We start from the raw sequence: 15797 nt of genomic DNA, 5'->3' as shown, positions 1-15797 counted from the left end.
ACCGACATGGTTGATACAACTGTCATCTTGCTTGGTGTGGTCATGTTCACCGTGGTCGTTATCGGCCTGGTAGGGGTGATCCTGGCGGCACGCAGCAAGCTCGTGAGTAGCGGGGATGTGACTATCGAGGTCAACGGTGACCCGGAGCACACCCTGACTACGCAAGCCGGCGGCAAGCTATTGAATACGCTGGCGGCCAACGGCATTTTTCTCTCTTCCGCCTGTGGCGGCGGCGGCTCCTGCGCACAGTGCAAGTGCCGCGTGGAAGAGGGCGGCGGCTCCATCCTGCCGACCGAAGAATCCCACTTCACCATGCGCGAGAAGAAGGAAGGCTGGCGCCTTTCCTGCCAGGTGCCGGTGAAGCAGGACATGAAGGTGGAAGTGCCGGAAGAGGTGTTCGGGGTCAAGAAGTGGGAGTGCGAAGTCATCGCCAACCCCAACGTGGCCACGTTCATCAAGGAATTGAACCTGAAGCTTCCTGAAGGCGAGGAAGTGGCGTTCCGTGCCGGCGGCTACGTGCAGCTGGTAGCGCCGCCCTACGATATCAAGTTCTCCGACTTCGATATCGAAGAGGAGTACCGCGGCGACTGGGAGAAGTTCGATCTATTCAAGACCTCCCACAAGAATAACGAGGAAGTTATTCGCGCCTACTCCATGGCGAACTATCCGGAAGAAAAGGGCATCCTCAAGTTCAATATCCGTATTGCCACGCCTCCTCCCGGTACCAGCCATCCGCCTGGTCTGATGTCGACTTATGTCTTCAGCTTGAAGGCGGGCGATAAAGTGACCGTCATGGGACCCTTCGGTGAATTCTTCGCCAAGGATACCGATGCGGAAATGATCTTCATCGGTGGTGGTGCAGGCATGGCACCGATGCGCAGTCATATCTTCGATCAGCTCAAGCGTCTCAAGAGCGATCGCAAGATTTCGTTCTGGTACGGTGCTCGCTCCTGGAGGGAAACCTTCTATAACGAAGAGTATGATCAGCTGGCCGAGGAGTTCCCCAACTTCGAATGGCACCTGGCGCTTTCCGATCCGCAGCCGGAAGACAATTGGGAAGGACCGACCGGATTCATCCACAACGTGTTGTACGAGAATTACCTCAAGGACCATCCGGCCCCCGAGGATTGCGAGTACTACATGTGTGGTCCGCCGATGATGAACGCCTCGGTGATCAAGTTGCTGCTTGATCTCGGGGTGGAACCGGAAAACATCCTTCTGGATGATTTCGGTGGTTGATACCACTTGCCTACGGGCATATTGCGGGGCTGGCCGGAAGGTCGGCCCCGTTTGGTTTGGAGTGGCGGTATAATATGAAGGGCACTTCACCAAGGTATTGTTGTCTTGAGGGAAGGAAACATGCCCAATAGGAGGATGTATGACGATTTGGTTATTGGTTCTAGGGTTCATGTTGTTGGGCGTCGCGGCCATGGCAGTAGGTGTGCTCATGGGGCGCAAGCCGATCGCTGGTTCCTGCGGTGGGCTGAACCAGCTGGGGCTCAAGCAGGGCTGTGATATCTGTGGTGGCAAGGACGAGGTCTGTGAAGAAGAGAATCGTAAGCGCCGCCTCGAAGAAAGACGCCGCAGTGACGAGAGTCGCGGCGCGGATCTGGGGTACGATGCCACCCGGCGGTAAATATTGCGTTGACTTGAAAGAATAGTATCAGCCTACGGAAGGGGGTGAGGTTGGCTTGTGGCGAAGCCGGCCTCTCCTCGTACACAAGGGATCAAGGGAGTAGCAAAGACTTATGGCAGTCCATCACTATGACGTAGTGGTTATCGGTACGGGACCGGCGGGGGAGAGCGCCGCTATCAACGCTGCCAAGCACGGCAAGCGCGTGGCCGTGATAGAGAAGCAGAGCCAGGTGGGGGGTAACTGTACTCATTGGGGAACGATCCCTTCCAAGGCGCTTCGCCACCAAGTCAAGCAGATCATGCAGTTCAATACCAACCGTATGTTCCGCGATATCGGCGAGCCGCGTTGGTTCTCGTTTCCCAAGATCATGGAACGTTGTCACGACACCATCGACAAGCAAGTGGCGATGCGTACCAACTTCTATGCACGCAATCGCATCGACCTGTTCAATGGGCTGGCACATTTCAAGGACGAGCACACGGTGCTGGTCCGCGATAACCACGAAGGCGTCGAGGAACTCGTTGCGCCCAAGATCGTTATCGCCACAGGCTCGAGGCCTTATCGCCCCGCCGATATCAACTTTCGTCACCCGCGTATCTACTGCTCCGATACCATCCTGAGTCTGTCGCATACACCGCGTACTCTGATCATCTTCGGTGCCGGTGTCATCGGTTGTGAATACGCTTCCATTTTCTCGGGACTGGGCCTCAAGGTCGACTTGATCAATAACCGTGATAGTCTGCTCTCGTTTCTGGATGACGAGATCAGTGATGCGCTTTCCTACCACTTGCGCAAGCATGGTGTGTTGATCCGCCATAACGAAGAGTATGAGCGAGTGGAGGGAGATGAAACCGGAGTCACGGTATATTTGAAATCGGGCAAGAAGCTGCGTGCCGATGCCTTCTTGTGGGCTAACGGTCGTACTGGTAATACCGATAGTCTGGGCCTGGAGAACATCGGCCTGGAGGCCAACGGGCGGGGTCAGCTACATGTGGATGAGCATTATCGCACCACGATTCCACACATCTATGCTGGCGGCGATGTCATTGGCTGGCCGAGTCTTGCCAGTGCTGCCTACGACCAGGGGCTCAACTCGAGCAATGAACTGTTGGAAAAGGACTTTCGGTTCGTGTCGGATGTGCCTACCGGAATCTACACCATACCGGAAATCAGCTCGTTCGGAGCCAACGAGCGTGAGCTGACGGAAGCAAAGGTACCTTACGAAGTTGCCCAGGCCTTTTTCAAGGACACGGCGAGAGCGCAGATTACCGGTGATACCGTGGGTATGCTGAAGATCCTGTTCCATCAGGATACCCTGGAGCTGCTGGGCATCCACTGTTTTGGCGACCAGGCGTCTGAAATCGTTCATATCGGTCAGGCGATCATGCAACAGAAAGGGCAAGCGAATACGCTCAAGTATTTCATCAATACCACCTTCAATTATCCCACCATGGCCGAAGCCTACCGGGTGGCGGCGCAGAATGGGCTCAACCGCGTTTTCTAGCCTTACATCTTCCAGCCCTAAACGTGGCGCTCTTGATGATAGTTATGCAGAGCAGGCGGACGTGTGCTGGGGGAACTACCGACGGGAAAAGGGGGTAGCACGGTTTCCGTGCGATCACGGCCTTTCTCCTTGGCCTGGTAAAGCGCCTGGTCAGCGAAGGAGTAGAGCTGCTCGAATGTATGTTCACCGTTTTCCGTCGTGGTAAGACCGATGCTGATGGTCACCCCGAGTGTCGCTGTGACAGTGTCCAGTGGCAGTGCTGCGATCTCTTCGCGAATACGAGCGGCGACCTGTTCCGCCGCTTCCTTGCTGGTGTTGGGCATGAGAAGACAAAACTCCTCACCACCGATGCGCGCCAGCGTGTCGATTTCACGACTCAGTGCGGCAATACGCCGAGTTACCCGCCGCAAGACTTCATCTCCCACCGGATGACCATAAGTATCATTGATATACTTGAAGTGATCCAGATCCATCAGCATAAAGCTCACGGGCTGATGCTGGCGGCGTGCCTGGGCTAGTTGATTGGAAATCGTGGCGACCAGGTAGCGCCTGTTGAACAAGCCAGTCAGTTCATCGGTCAGCATCAACTGTTGCATGGTATTACGCTGGCGTTGCAGATGAAGCACTGCGGCCAACAGGATGGCGGTAATCAGCAGTACTAGAGCTACCAGGGCGGTAACCGCCTGGGCGAGGCGTTGGCTCATCAAGCGCTGATGTCCCACTGCGGTATGTACCAGGTTGTTGAGCTCACTGTATATCCATGCCAGGTTGACTTCGATATTGCTCCCCAATTGCTGTAACTCGGTCAATGCGGCGCGGTCTCTGGCATGAGGGGCGAGCTCGGCCAGTTCCGTCAGTTGCTGTTCCAGCAGATAGATATCGTCTTGCAGATAAGCGTAATCGCGGGTCAATAACGGGTAGCGTTCCAGTCCCTGTTGCGCACTCTTCAACTGCTGTTCGGCAAGCCATGTCAACTGATTGAGTTGATGCAGGTATTGGGGGGTGGGCTGCTCGACAAGGTTGTCCAATGCCAGCTCCAGTTGTGGGCCGAGCTGTTGGGCGCGAACGATGTCGGCAACCAGCGCAGTGTAGTCGGAGCCGACTTGTTGCCTTACATGATGCACGTAGAGACCGATCAGCAGCGCGGCGACCCCGGCAATCACGGCAAAGCCCGCAGCCAGGCACCAACGAGTGAATCGAGTGCGCCGGGTGGGGAAGGCATTGGACGTGTTCATTGTTGATATATCTCCCCAATCGCCCATATCCACCGGGTCATGGGCAAGATACCTGCATTGACCCGGTCGGCTTCCTCGGGAGCCACAAGCAGTAACGGCCCGAACTGCTCTCGGCTCAAGGGTTCCCCGTCCAATCGCGTGACCAATAGATAACGCGTATTGCGACGTTCTGCTTCATTGAGAAACACGGTGTACTTATCATGGGCTACCAAGCGGATTCTTTCCTGGGGAGAAACACCTTCGCCTTCAAGAAAATCATCCAGCCAAACGCCGGTAAAGCGGCCTTCCAGGCCTGCTGGATGCTCCATGTCGACATCATAGAGGGGGTAACTCTCGATCTGAGCTCGTGACAGCTGGTATTGCTGATTGTCGATCGACATGGAAAGCACCGGCTCGTCATCCTCGAGTGGAGCAAGAGTACTGGGTGTGACCGGGTAGGTATTGCCCCACACGGGAGCCAGGCTCATGATGCAGAAAAAGAACCACGCGCTCAGCACAGACGGAACGGTCGCAGTAAACCAAGCATTCATGAGTCAACTCCTTGTTGATCAAGTAACCTCGCCGTTAGTCCATAACGACCCTCCTATGAATAAAACAAATTGCAGTGAGCTTAGCCATCATCAAACTCCATTATTTTGCGCTGAAGCGTGAGCGGAAAAGGGGATGATCAAAAGCAGGAAAATCATTAAGGCGACTTATTAAAGTCGCCTGAAGCTTCGAGTGTTTGTCTGGCGCGGGATTGCCAAGGGCCGGGAATGGCGGCGGCTTGATGCAAGGATTCAAGCGCTTCGTCATGCTCGCCTTGTTGTGCTTGCAACAGCCCCAGATTCAGCCAGGCGGCACCGAGTGAATCGTCTTCTTGTATAGCACGACGAAACGCTCGCTGCGCTGAAGACACTGAGTTCGTGGCATACAGGGCGTTACCCCGCGCGAAATGGCCCATGGCGAAGTCGGGATAGGCGGTACTGAGCGCTAGCCAGCTGGGTAATGCAGCTCGCGCGCCTTGCACTTCTTCAAATGAGCTGATGGCGTCCATGGCTCGGTATGGTGCGGTATCGCTCGGAAGCTCGCCCGGGGGTAGGACGATGAACCCCCACCGGTCGCTGCGTGCCCAGGTGGCATCGAAACGGCTGAACGCCATGCTGTGTTCGCGGTTCTCCCCGCTGTGCAGGATGATCTCCTGTTTTTGTAGGTCATAGCCGATTGCCACGGCGTAATGCCACATGGGCCAGGCTGGTAGGGCGAGGTTTTGCATCACAACCACCGGATGACCTGCTGCAACTTCCTTCAGCAAGGCATCCATCGAGGCATCAATGGGAAAGGCTACCTTGGCGTGCCGGCGTGTCGTTGCCAGCATCTCGGGTTGCAAGCTACCATCGCGACCCGGCAGGAAGACCTGGGGAATCAGCTCTTCCACCGTGGTGTCGATATCACGGTGATTGAGCACCATGGCCAGTGATGCGGGGCCACACTGATATTCGCTCTGGGCATGAAACGGCACATCCACTAGTAGAACCTGCTGGGGCAGCGAGCGTAACGTGGTGTCCTGCAGATGTACGGCGGTGGCACACCCGGTTAGCAAGGCCAGAATAAGCAAAACGCCCGCAGAACGGGCGTAGTAAAGTCGCGACATGGGAGCGACTCAGCGCGTAAACGGATAGACGTCGGTCAAGCCCAGGATATCGGTAATCAGAAGGATCACGAATACGGCGAAGAGGGCCCCGACGGCTCCCGCACCAGCGGGAAGCTGTTCCAGTTGCTCGGCCATCTGATGGGCTTCGGCGTCGCTCAGGGCGGCGACACGTTCGTGGACTTCTTCCATGCTGACTCCGTGGGCAAGGAGTTGATCCTGAACATCCGCCCTGGCCAGTAGTTCATGAATACGTTCACGCTCGGCACCACTATTATCGGCACTCAAGGCTTCCTGGGTCGAAATCAGCGTATTGTCGTTGCTAATGGTGGCCGGTGCGGCCGAGGCGGAAAAACTGCCGGCCAGCAGGGCGATGATCAGCAGCGGGGTCAGATATACGCGCAGTTTCGTCATGGTCTTTTCTTCCTTGTGGTAAGCAGAAATTAAAGAAGTAAGGTGAGGTTTCCCACGTATTACGAATATCACACTTTTTATTTATATATCACTTGCCGGAATTTCTCATCCAGTTTGTCCTCTTCGTTTTCGAGTCAATACAAAACGATTGATGCGCTTATCGTGCTCGGTAAGTGGCGGGGGAGTCGGCCAGCAGTCCTCGTCCACCGGCAAGCGTGAAGGCCAAATCGTGCAATCCCTGCCAGGTGGGAATGTCCGCCGCTCCCTTGATGGCAAGATCCAAGCGTTGCGCCATCAGCAACAGCTTATGCAGGCGCTTCAGCGGCAGGCGGCTGATAGCCTTCTGGTAGGCCGGGCGCCGCTTGTCGAAGATCATGGGTTTCTGCGCCTTGCAGGCGTGATCGAAGCTCTGGCCCTGGTCGAGATGCTGCTGCAGCGAGAGCAGGGTGCGCAGTTCGCGGCTCAAGGCCCACAGCACAATGGGAGCCTCGACGCCTTCGCTTCGTAACCCATAGACGATGCGTGACACCCGGGCTTTCTCGCCTTTCAGGCAGGCATCGGTCAGGGTGAACACATCATAGCGGGCGCTATCCTCGACACCCTGGGCGATCGTGTCGGCGGTAATACGCGCCCCAGATGGCGAAAGCAGCGCCAGCTTCTGTAACGCCTGGTCGGCCGCCAGCAGATTGCCTTCGGTACGCTCCCCCAGTAGCCGGGCTGCGTCCATGTCCAGCGTCAAGCCATGGCGTGCGCCGCGGTCGCGCAGCCAATACCCGAGCCGACTGGTGTCCACCGGCCATACCGGCACGAACAGGCCGTGTTTATCCAGCGCCTTGAACCAGGCGCTCTTTTGCTGTCTGGCATCGAGCTTGCCCATACTGATCAGCAGGATGTCCTCCCTTTGCGACAAACGCTCGGCGTAGCCTGCCAGTGCCTTCGCACCTTCCTGCCCCAGGGCGTGCTTGCCCATACGCAGTTCCAGCAGCTTGGAGGAGGCGAACAGCGAAAGGTTACCGGCCGCTTCATGCAGCCGTCCCCAGGCGAAATTGGCTTCCACGTCCAGCACTTCACGCTCCTCGATGCCGGCTTCGCGAGCTGCGGAGCGAACCGCATCGCAGGCATCGCGGTGCTGCAGCGGCTCTTCACCGGCGACAATCACCACCTTGGGAAGCTTATTGGCCAGGGCGGCGGGAAGCTGATCGGCAAAGACTTTCACCGCCACGACTCGATATTGGCCAGGCGTTCCAGCGCCCGCCGTGCAAGGCGCTGGGAGAGCTCATCCACGGCATCGCTGATCAGCGTCTCGCGGTTGAGAAGGTCATCATCGCTTAAGCGCAGCCGGGTGGTTTCTCGCAGCAGGGAGGGGTGCAGGTGGTAGGCACCGGTGTCCCGTGCCTGCAGGGCAATCTCCACTTCAAGGCTGAGCTCATGTTCGTTGCTGGCTCGATCATCGGCGCCCAGGCGACGCTCCAGCAGGCGTGGCGTACCCAGGGTGACGACCCAGGGCGCGTCGGCTCGTAGCTCGACGTCGCTAAATTCGACGCTGGCGCGAAATTCCCGGGCGAAGGGAGAGGTGGTGTCACCCGTCAGCGTCAAAGCGGGCAGCCTATGATTTTGCTCGTTTCCACGCAGGTGAAAACCGCATCCCCCCAAGGTCAGCGCCGCGATACCCGCTGCCAGCCCATTACGTAATAGCTCGCGTCGTTTCATCCGCTCACCACGATATTCACCAGTTTGCCGGGGACCACGATCACCTTGCGTACCGTCTTGCCCTCAATATGACGCTTGACGTTCTCATGTTCCAGGGCCAGCGACTCGACAGCCGCCTTTTCGGCATCGGTGGGAATCTCCAGGCGAGCCCGGAGCTTGCCATTGACCTGAACCACCAGCTCGATGGTGTCACGGGCGAGTGCTGCCTCGTCGACTGCCGGCCAGGGCGCATCGATTGCCGGTTGCGTGTTGCCCAGTGCCTGCCACAGCGCATGGCTTGTATGCGGCGTAATGGGAGCCAGCAGCAGCACGCAAGCCTCGAGCGCTTCACGGCTGACCGCCAAACCTTGCGCTGATGTATCGGTGAACTTGGCAACGGCATTGGAGAGCTCCATCACCGCGGCAATTGCCGTATTGAAGGTGGTGCGGCGGCCGATGTCGTCACTGGCTTTCCGGATGGTCTCGTGGGTCTTGCGGCGCAGCGCTTTCTGCTCATTGCCGAGCGAAGCGGCATCCAGCGCGGCGGGCTTAACTGCCTCGAGGTGCTCGGAGACCTGTCGCCACAGCCGCTTCAAGAAGCGGTGGGCGCCCTCGACACCGGAATCCGACCACTCGAGTGATTGCTCCGGTGGGGCGGCGAACATCATGAACAGGCGCACGGTATCGGCACCAAAACGATCGATCATCGATTGTGGATCGACGCCGTTGTTCTTAGACTTGGACATCTTCTCGATGCCGCCCATTTCCACCGGTTGCCCGTCGCTTGCCAGCACGGCGCTCACCGGGCGGCCTTTGTCGTCGCGCTTGACCTCGACATCCGCCGGGTTGAACCACTGCTTGCCGCCGTTGGCGGTGGAGCGGTAGTACGTCTCGGCGATGACCATGCCCTGGGTCAGCAACTGCTGGAACGGCTCGTCGGAGTCGACCAGCCCGAAGTCGCGCATCAGCTTGTGGAAGAAGCGTGCATAGAGCAGGTGCAGAATGGCGTGCTCGATACCGCCGATATAGAGATCCACCGGTAGCCAGTAGTTGGCACGCTCGTCGAGCATGGCGTCAGGATTGTCCGCGCAGGCAAAGCGGGCGTAGTACCAGGAGGACTCCATGAAGGTGTCGAAGGTATCGGTCTCGCGCGTCCAGCCATCGCCCAGGTCGTAGAATTCCGGCATTTTCTTGAGTGGCGAGCCGGAGGCGTCCACGGTGACTTCCATGGGCAGCTTGACCGGAAGTTCATCATCGGTCAGCGGAACCGTCTGGCCTTCGGGGCCGTACTTGACCGGAATCGGCGCACCCCAATAGCGCTGACGGGCGACGCCCCAGTCGCGCAGGCGGAAATTGGTCTTCACCTCGCCGCGACCCAGCGATTCCAGCTTGGCGGCGATGGCGTCGAAGGCGGCCTGGAATTCGAGCCCGTCGAATTCACCGGAATTGATTAGCTTGCCGTATTCGGCGTAGGCACCTTGGGAAAGATCGGGCGCCTGGCCGCTGTCGTCGGCGATCACCGCTTTGATGGGAAGGGCGTACTTGGTGGCGAACTCCCAGTCGCGCTGGTCGTGCCCCGGTACCGCCATGACGGCGCCGGTGCCGTACTCCATCAGCACGAAGTTGGCCACGAAGACGGGCACTTCCTCACCGCTGAGCGGATGAACCGCCTTGTGCCCGGTGGGCATGCCTTTCTTTTCCATGGTGGCAAGCGCGGCTTCGGAAGTGCCGCCCTGGGCGCACTCGTCGCAGAACGCGGCCAGTGCATCGTTGCCTTCGGCAGCGGCCTTGGCCAATGGATGCCCGGCCGCCACGGCCACATAGGTCACGCCCATCAGGGTGTCGGGACGTGTGGTATAGACACTGATTGGCTCGAGCGGCTCGCCCTGGGCCGTTGTGATATCGAAGCTCAACTCGACACCGCGGGACTTGCCGATCCAGTTGCGCTGCATTGTCTTGACCTGCTCGGGCCATTCGACCTTGTCGAGGTCCGCCAGCAGTTCATCGGCATAATCGGTGATCTTCAAGAACCACAGCGGAATTTCCTTACGCTCGACCAAGGCGCCGCTGCGCCACCCCCGGCCTTCGATTACCTGCTCGTTGGCCAGCACCGTCTGGTCCACCGGGTCCCAATTTACCGTGGACATCTTCTTGTAAACCAGGCCCTTTTCCACCAGCTTGGTGAAGAACCACTGCTCCCAGCGGTAGTAGTCGCTGTCGCAGGTGGCGAACTCGCGGCTCCAGTCATAGGCGAAACCCAGGGCTTTCAGCTGGGTGCGCATGTAGTCGATGTTCTGGTAGGTCCATTCGCCCGGTGGAACCTGGTTCTGGATCGCGGCGTTTTCCGCCGGCATGCCGAAGGCGTCCCAGCCCATGGGCTGCATGACGTTCTTGCCCTGCATACGCTGAAAACGCGATACCACATCGCCGATGGTGTAGTTGCGCACGTGCCCCATGTGTAGCTTGCCGCTAGGGTAGGGAAACATCGACAGGCAGTAGAACTTCTCGCGGTTGGCGTCTTCTACCGCCTTGAAGCACTGGTTTTGATCCCAGAACTGCTGGGCGTCGCGTTCGATCTCACGGGGGCTGAAATGTGCGTCCATCGGAAGTTGTCAATGCCTTGGCGTACTGGCCCGCATAGCGAGCGCAAGGTGAATGGTGGATGACGTATGTCAGTTTGCTTCGCTCGATTGTATCCTATGCGGATAAAACCTTGAACGGCTAACGGTTAGTTGCCTCGCCGAGCCGGAGCAAGTCGTGAACAGTGGAAAATAAAGGAGTGCCATCATGAACGAGAAGCATAACGATCACCGTCTGCGCGAGGGCTACGAACGACTCCTGGCGCGGGTGCAGGATGGTGCCAATGAGCTGAGCTGGGAGAATCTCCAGCATGAGCTGGACGAGGCGGTGGCATTCGAGACCGAACTCGAGGAGTACACCAAGGATGAACTGGCACTGCTGCGCGCCTGGGTTGAGCGTGACCTGAAGGACATGCGCCTGTACCTGGCGGATAGCGGAAAGCACCTGGCCCAGTGGCTGGGAATCGACTTGAGCCGGCTCTCGCGGCGTGTGGCGGAATCGCTGCTCTCCATCGCCGATCGCAGCAGCGTCGACCGGGAGCGCCTGGCGGACGACCTGGAAGCCGCACGTGCGGACTACTGCGAGGGCGAAATCGCCGCGCCAGGCCGTATGGCGTGCGTTCATTGCGATGCCGAAGTGACGCTTACCAGCGTAGCGCGTATCGAGCCTTGCCATGCCTGCGGGCACCGCTATTTCGCCCGTGTCCATAACGGCGCGGCCGTCTAGCCGATATCTCATTGCCACCAGGCCACGAGCGCGATGGCAGCCAGTACCAGCGCGCTCATGGCGGCCGCATAGCCCAGGTTGTTCTTCATCATTCGATACCCGCTGACCCCGTAGCGTCCTTGCAGGGAGAGGTTTATTCCCGACAGGGGGCCTACGCTGGTGCCGAACGCCCAGGAACCCAGCGCCACGAAGGCGAACAGCGTCTGTTCGTCTCCCTGCATGTTCAGTATCGATGCCAGCACCGACACACCGATGATCGGATGCAGCCCCGCGAGCGCGCTAAGCGTGATCGCCACGAAGCTTATCATCGCCTGAGGCGCGCCGAATGTCGCAAATAGCGTCCAGTCGCTACCCGCAGCTGCACTCACGAGAGTCGATAGCCCTATCGTCAGCAGACCCGCCGCCAGGAACAGCGAAATTTCCCCACGCATGGCCGGTAGCCGAGTGGTGGTATGTTGGCGAATCCGGCGTAAGGTCCAGCGTGGCCCCTGGGGCAGGTTGCTCAGTAGCGCCACGCCGGGCAGCAGAAAGGTAATGATACTTACAATCGTGAGCGAAGGTGTCAGCCAGAAGTGAAACAGCATCACTAGCAGCGCCATGCCCACTGGCATCAACAGGCTGCGAGGGGAGAGAGAAAATCCTGCCACATCGGCAAGATCGAACCGCCGGCGCAACTCCAGCGTGGTGAGTAAGCCCGAGACCATTGCCAGGGGGAAGCCCACCATTGCAATTCGCGCATACTGCACATCCGGCACCAGCGCGATCACCACCGCCATGGAGGCAAAGAATGGCGACCACAACGCCGCGCTGGAAAGCCCACGATTAAGCGCCAATAGCTGGGGGATGGTGAGCGGCCCCCGCCGCGCCAATTTATCGCCGACCATGAATACGGTCGAAAGGTTTAAAATCGTGCCCAGAAAATGCACCCCCAGCCAAGTGCGCAGCACGCCACCGGCTCCGGTCAGTCGGCTTCCCGATGCGCCTTTATTGCCTTGCTTGCCAATCAGCGAGATAAAGCTGACGCCCACCAGCATGGCCACCACGAACACATTACCCTGCAGCATGGCAGGCCAATCGACCTCAGCGCCGTAAACAAATCGCGCCACCACCAACATTCCCGCACCCAATCCGATCAGCACACCTGCCTGAAAGCGCGAGCGCCTGGGAATATCCCGCCACAGCAGCGCCACTCCCGCCCACAGCAAGTAGCTCACTGCATGAGCGGTCGATAACTCGCCGGTAAAACCCGCAATCTGCACGATAAGCCCAAGTAGTATGAGCACGCCCGCCAAGCGCTGCCGAGGAGTCGTCTCTTGCATCTCGATCCCTTACTGGTTGAGTTAGCAGGCTAATCGGGTTCTTGTAAAAAAACCACCAATAAAGGGGAGGGGAAATTTGGGTATTCATCGCGCGCTAACGAGCCTGTAGGCAGCGATGAGAGGTGCCATCGATGCATCTCCCAGCGGCCTCAAGCCAAAAGCGCAGGAACTGCTTGCAATGATTGCGGAAGACCCCTGCCGCAAGCCGCCTCCGTTTGAGAAGCTCATTGATATTCTTGCGGGCGCTATTCGCGAAGTATCAACATTCAGCATCGCTTGGTATATCAAGTACTCGAAGACGAGCTAGTGGTAAAGCTCTCGGGCTTTGGAACATGGCTACTCTCGCGGAGAGTTTTTATTCAATAAATCGGTTCCATTAGAATTCTCAGCAATTTCCTGTTCTATTTTTTGCATTAGCTTCTCGTCAGGCCGTGCATCCAGCACCTCATCGGCATCTTGCCCACGCAATATCTCCTTTGCCCGCGCTTTGGCCTGTTGTTTGTCTCTATCGTCAATCATTTTAGGCCGTATGGCTGTTTGGGAATCAGACGTGGTCGGGGGTGGCGTCGTATCAGGGTTGAGCGAACCTGCGTTATTGACCTGTGAGTCTTCCAGCACTTGTTCAAGTTTGGGGTTGAAGCGTAAGCGATAGATCGGTTCGGGTAGGCTGAACCCTTGATTTTCCAGGGCATGCTTGGTTTCACGAATGGCAATACTGCGGGCTTTGCCAAAGTCTGTCTTCGACTGATCTACCCACACTAAAAATTCCAATATGATGTTGGAATCTCCTACGTGAGTAATAATGGCAATGGCCTTGGGCTCAGCCAATACAAAGTCTAATTTATGAATGGCATCAAGTCCCACCTTGATAGCCGCTAGGGGGTCGTCATTTGCATCAACCCCTAGTTCAAAAGTAAAGCGGCGCTCCGGATTCTGGGTGTAATTGAGGATAACGCCTTTGAATACGTCAGCGTTGGGAATACGTAGCTGATTGCCCTCTAACGTCATGAGAATCGTGGCGCGGGAGGTGAGGCGAACGACGATCCCTTCTCTGTCATTGATGACCACATGATCTCGCGCCTGAAAGGGTTGGCGAATACTGAGCATCAATGAGGCAATGTAATTTTCAATCGTGTCTTTTACGGCAAAACCAATGGCAATGCCGATCACCCCGGCACCGCCCAGCAGTGTGCCTATAACCGTCTCAGCGCCTATCAGGCTTAATGCCAGTATCAGCCCGAAGATAATAAAAATGACTTTGATGGTTTGTGCCAACAATTCGGCCACGAATGGATTAGGCGTCAGTCGTTGCCACAGTTTTTGCCGTCTAGACAGCCAGGCGCCAAACCAAGCGACCAGTGCAAACAGCAGGAAGCCGACCAATAATAGGGGCAAGGCCTTGACCAGGTTCTGGCCCCTGGTCCTTAGGCCTTGATAGGCGGTCGAGACATTATCCTGTACGTCCAGCGTACGGTTAATGTGGTCATCTACCGTTACCACGTCGGTCAGGCGGTTGGCTAAACTGAGCGCCTGCTGGGCTTTTCGTTCATTGGCCGTTTCACCCGCTAGGGTGACTATGCCTTGGGAAACGTTGACTTCAATTGCCCCCAGTCCATCAATTTCAGAAAAAATTCCGCTGATACGCTGTTGAATCTCATTGTCTTTGAGCGGTGAGGGGGTGGTTTCGATCTGCGCATTGTTTGTGCTCTCACCACTGATAGCAGGTGCAGGCGTCACCGGTGCAGAGGACTCGGCCGTCTCAGTTTTGCCAGTACTGCGCTGTTCTACGCCATTGGCTTCCAGGGGGGCGGGGCTACCTGGCACGTCCTCTACGGCATGAGCCGATCCTCCATAGACCATGCTCAACAGTAGCAATAGCTGACCGCAGGCTCGTAGAGACAGGTGTGCGGCTGAAAGGGTAAGAAAAGCGGCCATAGCCATCCTTGTACATACTTTTAATAGAGTACCGATAGGGCTGGGCTATACCGAGTGCAGACCAGTCGACTTCGGGTAGCGACAATCCTTCAAGGTTAGCGCAATAAGAGACCCCAAAGACAACCGGCATGGCTATTCGCTTCGGCTCTCTTCCAGCTCCTCGATCATCTTGCTTGCGGCATTGGAAAGCGTGCGATTGGTGTGGACCAGATAACCCAGCGGGCGGTAGAGCGGGGCGGTATCTACCGCGAGCTCCACCAGCCCGCTATCGATCATTTTCTCCGGCAGCAGGCTCCAGCCGAGGTCGACGCCACACATCATCTTGAGCGTTTCCAGGTAGTTGGTCGATATACTCACCGGCAGGGCAAGACCCGCTTCGGCAAAGCGCTGCTCGATCAGCGAGCGGGTGAAGGTCTTCGCTCCCGGCATCAGGCAGTTGTACCGGCACAGCGCTTCCAGCGAGAGCCGCCCCCGGCTTGCCAAGGGGTGATCGGCGCCGCACACGAAGCACAAGCGGTCGCGCCACAACTCGACCACGTGAAGCTGCTCGACGGGGTGGGGGGCAAGCGTGACCACCGCCATTTCCAGGGTGCCGTCCAGTACCCCCTGGTAGGCCATTTCGGAATCGATGAAGCGAAGGTCCAGCTCTACCTCGGGATGCCGTTGGGTATACTGCTTGAGCAGCGGCGGCAAGCGGTGCAGCCCGATGTGGTGGCTGGTGGCCAGCGTCAACCGTCCGCCGACATGGCCGGCCAGGTTGGCGATGGCACGCCGGCTATCTTCCACCGTGAAGAGAATTCGCCGGGCCTGGGGCAGCAGCACGTCACCCGCTTCGGTCAGCGAGATGCGTCGCCCGATGCGGTCGAACAAGCGTATACCGACCTGGTCCTCCAGTACGGCGATGCGTTTGCTCACCGCCGGCTGGGTAAGATGAAGCATTTCAGCCGCCCGTGAGAAGCTATGGGTTTGTGCTACGGCGAGAAAGGCCTGAAGGCTTTGCGTATCCATGTTGTATTCCTGTTTGGAATCGTTTCTATGAATAACATGAATTGCATTTATCAGCACGTCGGGTAACACTCGTTCCATCGATACAATCAGGCCGTGAATAGAGGCGGAAAACGCCCAGGAG

At 57.7% G+C, this 15797-nt stretch carries 14 protein-coding genes and 1 pseudogene; 5 read left to right on the top strand and 10 right to left on the bottom strand.

The window, feature by feature from the left end; all coding sequences use genetic code 11:
* Window positions 1-6 precede the first annotated feature (6 nt).
* The 3 genes from nqrF (at window position 7) to sthA (ending at window position 3140) form a co-directional block, all read left to right on the top strand.
* Complete coding sequence (gene nqrF, locus R5M92_RS05880; protein WP_346798555.1) at window positions 7-1239, top strand: NADH:ubiquinone reductase (Na(+)-transporting) subunit F; 1233 nt, start codon at window positions 7-9, stop codon at window positions 1237-1239.
* 139 nt (window positions 1240-1378) lie between these two features.
* The gene (nqrM, locus tag R5M92_RS05875) at window positions 1379-1636 is read left to right on the top strand and encodes a (Na+)-NQR maturation NqrM (protein ID WP_346798553.1); all 258 of its coding nucleotides are present in this window, start codon (window positions 1379-1381) and stop codon (window positions 1634-1636) included.
* 112 nt (window positions 1637-1748) lie between these two features.
* A complete protein-coding gene (gene sthA / locus R5M92_RS05870; RefSeq protein WP_346798551.1) occupies window positions 1749-3140 on the top strand; it encodes a Si-specific NAD(P)(+) transhydrogenase in 1392 nt (463 codons plus the stop codon).
* Between the two features lie 17 nt (window positions 3141-3157).
* Here sthA and R5M92_RS05865 read toward each other — a convergent pair whose 3' ends face one another.
* The 7 genes from R5M92_RS05865 to leuS form a co-directional block, all read right to left on the bottom strand.
* Window positions 3158-4375, bottom strand: coding sequence for a GGDEF domain-containing protein (locus tag R5M92_RS05865; protein WP_346798550.1), 1218 nt, complete (start codon window positions 4373-4375; stop codon window positions 3158-3160).
* Complete coding sequence (locus tag R5M92_RS05860) at window positions 4372-4905, bottom strand: hypothetical protein (protein WP_346798548.1); 534 nt, start codon at window positions 4903-4905, stop codon at window positions 4372-4374. The genes R5M92_RS05865 and R5M92_RS05860 overlap by 4 nt, the downstream gene beginning before the upstream one ends.
* Window positions 4906-5060: 155 nt before the next feature.
* The gene (locus tag R5M92_RS05855; protein ID WP_346798546.1) at window positions 5061-6008 is read right to left on the bottom strand and encodes a PA2778 family cysteine peptidase; all 948 of its coding nucleotides are present in this window, start codon (window positions 6006-6008) and stop codon (window positions 5061-5063) included.
* 9 nt (window positions 6009-6017) lie between these two features.
* On the bottom strand, window positions 6018-6419 hold the full coding sequence (locus R5M92_RS05850) for a PA2779 family protein (RefSeq protein ID WP_346798545.1): 402 nt from the start codon (window positions 6417-6419) through the stop codon (window positions 6018-6020).
* Window positions 6420-6576: 157 nt separating this feature from the next.
* On the bottom strand, window positions 6577-7635 hold the full coding sequence (gene holA / locus R5M92_RS05845) for a DNA polymerase III subunit delta (RefSeq protein ID WP_346798543.1): 1059 nt from the start codon (window positions 7633-7635) through the stop codon (window positions 6577-6579).
* Window positions 7632-8129 carry a hypothetical protein gene (locus tag R5M92_RS05840; protein WP_346798542.1) on the bottom strand — a complete coding sequence of 166 codons (498 nt, stop codon included), beginning with the start codon at window positions 8127-8129 and terminating at the stop codon, window positions 7632-7634. The genes holA and R5M92_RS05840 overlap by 4 nt, the downstream gene beginning before the upstream one ends.
* On the bottom strand, window positions 8126-10711 hold the full coding sequence (leuS, locus tag R5M92_RS05835) for a leucine--tRNA ligase (protein WP_346798540.1): 2586 nt from the start codon (window positions 10709-10711) through the stop codon (window positions 8126-8128). The genes R5M92_RS05840 and leuS overlap by 4 nt, the downstream gene beginning before the upstream one ends.
* 184 nt (window positions 10712-10895) lie before the next feature.
* Here leuS and R5M92_RS05830 point away from each other — a divergent pair, with 184 nt between their 5' ends.
* A complete protein-coding gene (locus R5M92_RS05830; RefSeq protein ID WP_346798538.1) occupies window positions 10896-11414 on the top strand; it encodes a zinc ribbon-containing protein in 519 nt (172 codons plus the stop codon).
* 8 nt (window positions 11415-11422) lie between these two features.
* Here the strand turns inward: R5M92_RS05830 and R5M92_RS05825 are convergent, their stop codons facing one another.
* Window positions 11423-12733: a hypothetical protein gene (locus tag R5M92_RS05825; protein WP_346798536.1), complete on the bottom strand. Its 1311-nt coding sequence runs from the start codon at window positions 12731-12733 to the stop codon at window positions 11423-11425.
* A 115-nt stretch (window positions 12734-12848) separates the two neighbouring features.
* Between R5M92_RS05825 and R5M92_RS05820 the strand changes: the two are divergent.
* Window positions 12849-13099 (top strand): annotated as a pseudogene (locus R5M92_RS05820) (Txe/YoeB family addiction module toxin).
* On the opposite strand, the gene R5M92_RS05815 reads toward R5M92_RS05820, so the two are convergent.
* Complete coding sequence (locus R5M92_RS05815) at window positions 13070-14668, bottom strand: mechanosensitive ion channel family protein (RefSeq protein WP_346798534.1); 1599 nt, start codon at window positions 14666-14668, stop codon at window positions 13070-13072. The pseudogene R5M92_RS05820 and the gene R5M92_RS05815 overlap by 30 nt on opposite strands.
* 132 nt (window positions 14669-14800) lie before the next feature.
* A complete protein-coding gene (locus R5M92_RS05810) occupies window positions 14801-15676 on the bottom strand; it encodes a LysR family transcriptional regulator (protein WP_346798533.1) in 876 nt (291 codons plus the stop codon).
* Window positions 15677-15797 lie beyond the last annotated feature (121 nt).

The sequence above is a fragment of the Halomonas sp. Bachu 37 genome (assembly GCF_039691755.1).
Taxonomy (GTDB): Bacteria; Pseudomonadota; Gammaproteobacteria; order Pseudomonadales; family Halomonadaceae; genus Vreelandella; species Vreelandella kashgarensis.
Note: the sequence above shows the minus strand (reverse complement) of the source record. Positions and strands in the feature narration are given on the sequence as shown.

What these genes read in the sequence shown, in the direction of transcription:
- nqrF (WP_346798555.1), top strand. Translation starts at nt 7, where the DNA reads ATGGTTGATACAACTGTCATCTTGCTTGGTGTGGTCATGTTCACCGTG.
- nqrM (WP_346798553.1), top strand. Translation starts at nt 1,379, where the DNA reads ATGACGATTTGGTTATTGGTTCTAGGGTTCATGTTGTTGGGCGTCGCG.
- sthA (WP_346798551.1), top strand. Translation starts at nt 1,749, where the DNA reads ATGGCAGTCCATCACTATGACGTAGTGGTTATCGGTACGGGACCGGCG.
- R5M92_RS05865 (WP_346798550.1), bottom strand. Translation starts at nt 4,375, where the DNA reads ATGAACACGTCCAATGCCTTCCCCACCCGGCGCACTCGATTCACTCGT.
- R5M92_RS05860 (WP_346798548.1), bottom strand. Translation starts at nt 4,905, where the DNA reads ATGAATGCTTGGTTTACTGCGACCGTTCCGTCTGTGCTGAGCGCGTGG.
- R5M92_RS05855 (WP_346798546.1), bottom strand. Translation starts at nt 6,008, where the DNA reads ATGTCGCGACTTTACTACGCCCGTTCTGCGGGCGTTTTGCTTATTCTG.
- R5M92_RS05850 (WP_346798545.1), bottom strand. Translation starts at nt 6,419, where the DNA reads ATGACGAAACTGCGCGTATATCTGACCCCGCTGCTGATCATCGCCCTG.
- R5M92_RS05840 (WP_346798542.1), bottom strand. Translation starts at nt 8,129, where the DNA reads ATGAAACGACGCGAGCTATTACGTAATGGGCTGGCAGCGGGTATCGCG.
- leuS (WP_346798540.1), bottom strand. Translation starts at nt 10,711, where the DNA reads ATGGACGCACATTTCAGCCCCCGTGAGATCGAACGCGACGCCCAGCAG.
- R5M92_RS05830 (WP_346798538.1), top strand. Translation starts at nt 10,896, where the DNA reads ATGAACGAGAAGCATAACGATCACCGTCTGCGCGAGGGCTACGAACGA.
- R5M92_RS05825 (WP_346798536.1), bottom strand. Translation starts at nt 12,733, where the DNA reads ATGCAAGAGACGACTCCTCGGCAGCGCTTGGCGGGCGTGCTCATACTA.
- R5M92_RS05815 (WP_346798534.1), bottom strand. Translation starts at nt 14,668, where the DNA reads ATGGCCGCTTTTCTTACCCTTTCAGCCGCACACCTGTCTCTACGAGCC.
- R5M92_RS05810 (WP_346798533.1), bottom strand. Translation starts at nt 15,676, where the DNA reads ATGGATACGCAAAGCCTTCAGGCCTTTCTCGCCGTAGCACAAACCCAT.